Consider the following 3729-nt stretch of genomic DNA (forward strand, 5'->3'; position numbering starts at 1 on the left):
TGCGCTGGTCCTCGACGAATCCGGCGAGCATGTGCTGCTCACCCTGCACCCGCGGGTGGGCCGCTGGATTCAGCTCGGCGGGCACTGCGAGGAGAGCGACGAGACCGTCATCGACGCTGCGCTGCGCGAGTCCGTTGAGGAATCGGGCGTCGCGGACCTGCGCATCGACCCACGGCTGCTCGCGGCCCACACCCACCCGATCACGTGCTCTCTGGGCGTGCCCACTCGGCACCTCGATCTGCAGTTCCTGGTGCGGGCATCGAGCATCGACACGGCCGTGCGCAGCGACGAATCACTCGACCTGCGCTGGTGGCCGGTGGATCGGCTGCCCGACGGCGCCGAGACCGAGACGCTGGACCGGCTGCTCGCCCTCGCGAGCAGCCGGTAGGGCCAATAGCCGGCTCGTCGTCGTGCGTTCTCGTCAGACGTCGGTCGAGAAGCGAATACCGCCGTCGGGAATCTGGATGCCGGGCCACACCCGGGCACCACGGATCAGTTCGCAGCGCGCACCAACGGATGCGCCGTCGCCGATCACCGCGTCGCGGACAACCGCCCGCGGACCGATGCGAGCACCGGCGCCAATGATCGAGCGCTCCACCACGGCACCGGCCTCAACGCAAGCACCCTGGAACAGAATGGAAGCGTCGAGACGCGCACCCGCCTGGACCTCGGCGCCGCGGCCGATCACCGAACCACCGATCACGAGCGCACCGGGCGCGACACCGGCGCCGGGGTGCACAAGCGACTCGCCATGCTGATCGGGCAGCGCGGGCGAGGTGGCGATTCCGCGCACCAGTTCCGCCGAACCGCGCACGAAGTCTGCAGGAGTGCCCATATCACGCCAGTACGCCGTGTCGACGTGCCCGAAGATCCGCACGCCCTCGAGCAGCAACTGCGGGAAGACCTCACGCTCCACCGACACTGCACGACCGGTGGGGATCTTCTCGATGTACTCGCGGCGGAACACGTAGCAGCCGGCGTTGATCTGATCGGTGGGCGGATCCTGGGTCTTCTCCAGGAACGCTGTGACACGACCTTCGTCATTGGTCGGCACGCAACCGTAGGCGCGCGGATCGCTCACTCGCGTGAGGTGCAGCGTCACGTCGGCTTCAGTCGACTCGTGCGTATCGAGGATCCCGCCGAGCTCCGTGCTGCTCAGCACGTCGCCGTTGAAGATCATCACGTTGTCCGCGCGCAGCTTCGGCAGGACATTGCGGATACCGCCGCCAGTACCGAGCGGCTCGGTCTCGGTGACGTACTCGATGTCGAGGCCCAGTGCCGAGCCGTCACCGAAGTGCGCCTCGAAGACCTCGGCCCTGAACGAGGTGCCGAGCACGACATGGCTGATGCCCGCCTCGGCGATCCGACTGAGCAAGTGGGTGAGGAACGGAACCCCCGCCACCGGCAACATCGGCTTGGGCGTCGACATCGTCAGCGGCCGGAGCCGGGTGCCCTGCCCACCAACCAGCACAACGGCATCGGTTGCCGAGTTGTTCGCCATCATTTCCTCTACTTCTCCGTAGCGCCGTTGCGTTGCCGCAGCGCCGATCGAACCGCCATTCGGGACCGCGCTGCGAGACCAGCCCGCAAAACCAGGCGCACGGGCGCCTGCCACCACTTCGGATGCCGATCGGCCTGGAAGCGGTACGCACTCTCGTGATGGGCGGGCAGCATGAGTTCCGGACGCTTCCCCGCCGCGTGACCCTTGTCGTGGGTCACCTCGGCGTCCGGGACATAGACGTTCAGCCAGCCGGCCTTACCGAGCCGGTCGCCGAGGTCGACGTCTTCCATGTACATGAAGTAGCGCGAGTCGAAACCGTGCACCGAATCGAACGCCGCGCGGCGCATCAGGAGGCAGGAACCGGACAGCCAGCCCACCGCTCGCTCGCTGGGCTGCTGGTTCTCCTGCCGGTACTTCCGGGTCCATGGATTGGCAGGCCACACGGTGCCGAGCAGCGCATGCCCGACGCCGTCGAGCAGGCCCGGCACCTCACGCGCCGACGGATACACGGTGCCGTCGGTCTCATGGATGAGCGGTCCGAGCGAACCTGCCCGCGGCCAGCGCTGCGCGGCCTCGAGCAGCTTGTCGATGGCGTCGGTGCACCACTCGATATCCGGGTTGACGACGACCACGAACTCGATGTCCGCGTCGATCTCGGCGACCGCGCGGTTCACAGCGCCGCCGTAGCCGATGTTTCCGCCCGTTCGCACCAGCCGGACGTTCGCGTTTGCCTCGGCCACGGCCTCGGGCACACCGTCGGTTGAGCCGTTGTCGGCCAAGATGACCTGCGGCTTTTCGGAACTGGCAACGGCCAGTGTGTCGATGAACCGATGCAGATGGTCGCCGGGCGAATAGGTGACCGTCACGACGGCAAACTGCGGGCTCACGCGGAAAAGCCTATCCGTCGGCTCTCTGCGCTACGGCGAGGGCCGTGAGCTGCCTATTCGTGCAGGGCGGCGCTTAGACCGGCCCGCCAATCACGCAGCGGAGTGAGCCCGGCATCGACCCAGGCGCGGTCGGACAGCACCGAATACGCCGGACGCGGGGCCGGGCGAATGAATTGCGCGCTGGTGCATGGCCGCACCCGCGCAGGATCGGCCCCGATCAGTTCGAATGTGGCCTGGGCAAGGTCGAACCAGCTGGCCACACCGCCGTTGGTCAGGTGCAGCAGCGGGGGCGCCTCGGGGTGCTGCGCCAGTTCGAGCAGGCCGTCGGCGAGATCGTCAGCGAACGTCGGCGAGCCGACCTGGTCGTTCACCACGTCGAGCGTTTCCCGTTCGCGTTCCAGCCTCCGCATCGTGGCGACGAAATCGCCGCCCTCACCGGTGTAAACCCACGCGGTCCGCACCACATGTGCACTCGGAAGCTCCTCGTGCACCGCGAGCTCGCCTGCGAGCTTGGTGCGGCCGTATGCCGTCGCGGGAGCGGTCGGCGCATCGATGTCGTAGGGCTTCTCGGCGTTCCCGGCGAAGACGTAATCGGTGGACACATGGATGAGCCGCGCGCCGGTGCGGGCACAGGCGGCGGCGAGCGCGCGGGCACCGTCGGCATTGACCGCATACGCGCGCTCCTCGTCGGTTTCGGCTTGGTCCACCGCGGTATATGCGGCGCAATTGATCACCACGTCGTCCGCGTCCAGCAGCGCCTCGGCGGCCGCCGAATCGGTGATGTCGAGGTCTGCGGATCCAAAGGCGCGCAACTGCACTCCCTGCGCTCGCCGGGACAGCGCGCGACCGAGTTGCCCCGCAGCGCCGACCACCGTTACCCGCATGCCGCACAGTCTGGCACGCCGATCCCGCTTGCCGAGGCTCGCTGAGTTCGCCAAGTAGCCTGGAGCCGGTCCTCGCCTCGTCGTGCCGCGACAGTCAGGCGCCCTCGCTCGACGAAAGGGATGCGCTTGCCAGAGCCGACAGCCGGGCGGCGGTCACCACGGAAGCCGGTGGAGCCGCACGAGCCCGCCGAGCCGGTCCCAGGGGCCCGGTTCCGGTTGGGCACAGGTCGCTCGGCCATCCTGGCACTCGCAGCGGTGATCCTGGTGGTCACCGGTCTCGGTTGGTACAGCGTGGACTCATTGCGCGCGAACATCGCAACCGCAGGCGGACTCTCGCTCGGCGGCGGCAAGGACGGCGCGGTGGACATCCTCCTAGTCGGCACGGACAGCCGCACCGACGCGCACGGACAGCCGCTGTCGGAATCCGAGCTCGCTTCGCTGCGCGCCGGTGACGACG

Annotated in this window: 4 protein-coding genes and 1 pseudogene; 2 read left to right on the forward strand and 3 right to left on the reverse strand. The window is 68.3% G+C overall.

What is annotated here, in order from left to right:
• Positions 1 to 388: NUDIX hydrolase (locus tag A8G08_RS09715; RefSeq protein WP_068273236.1), on the forward strand; the 388-nt coding region annotated here is incomplete at its 5' end.
• 33 nt (positions 389 to 421) lie between these two features.
• Here A8G08_RS09715 and manB read toward each other — a convergent pair.
• Genes manB through rfbD form a run of 3 tightly spaced genes read right to left on the reverse strand, consistent with a single transcriptional unit; the run spans position 422 to position 3272 of the window.
• Entirely contained in the window at positions 422 to 1501 is a 1080-nt protein-coding gene (manB, locus tag A8G08_RS09720; protein WP_068273241.1) for a mannose-1-phosphate guanylyltransferase, read from the reverse strand.
• Between the two features lie 8 nt (positions 1502 to 1509).
• Positions 1510 to 2388, reverse strand: a complete 879-nt coding sequence (locus A8G08_RS09725) for a glycosyltransferase family 2 protein (RefSeq protein ID WP_068273237.1) — start codon at positions 2386 to 2388, stop codon at positions 1510 to 1512.
• Between the two features lie 53 nt (positions 2389 to 2441).
• Complete coding sequence (rfbD, locus tag A8G08_RS09730; protein WP_068273239.1) at positions 2442 to 3272, reverse strand: dTDP-4-dehydrorhamnose reductase; 831 nt, start codon at positions 3270 to 3272, stop codon at positions 2442 to 2444.
• A gap of 216 nt (positions 3273 to 3488) precedes the next feature.
• Here rfbD and A8G08_RS09735 point away from each other — a divergent pair.
• Positions 3489 to 3729 (forward strand): annotated as a pseudogene (locus A8G08_RS09735) (LytR family transcriptional regulator); the annotation flags it as partial.

This window comes from Aldersonia kunmingensis, from assembly GCF_001646865.1.
GTDB lineage: Bacteria > Actinomycetota > Actinomycetes > Mycobacteriales > Mycobacteriaceae > Aldersonia > Aldersonia kunmingensis.

Excerpts from the sequence above, each read along its gene's own strand:
- manB (WP_068273241.1), bottom strand. The coding sequence starts at position 1,501 with ATGGCGAACAACTCGGCAACCGATGCCGTTGTGCTGGTTGGTGGGCAG.
- rfbD (WP_068273239.1), bottom strand. The coding sequence starts at position 3,272 with ATGCGGGTAACGGTGGTCGGCGCTGCGGGGCAACTCGGTCGCGCGCTG.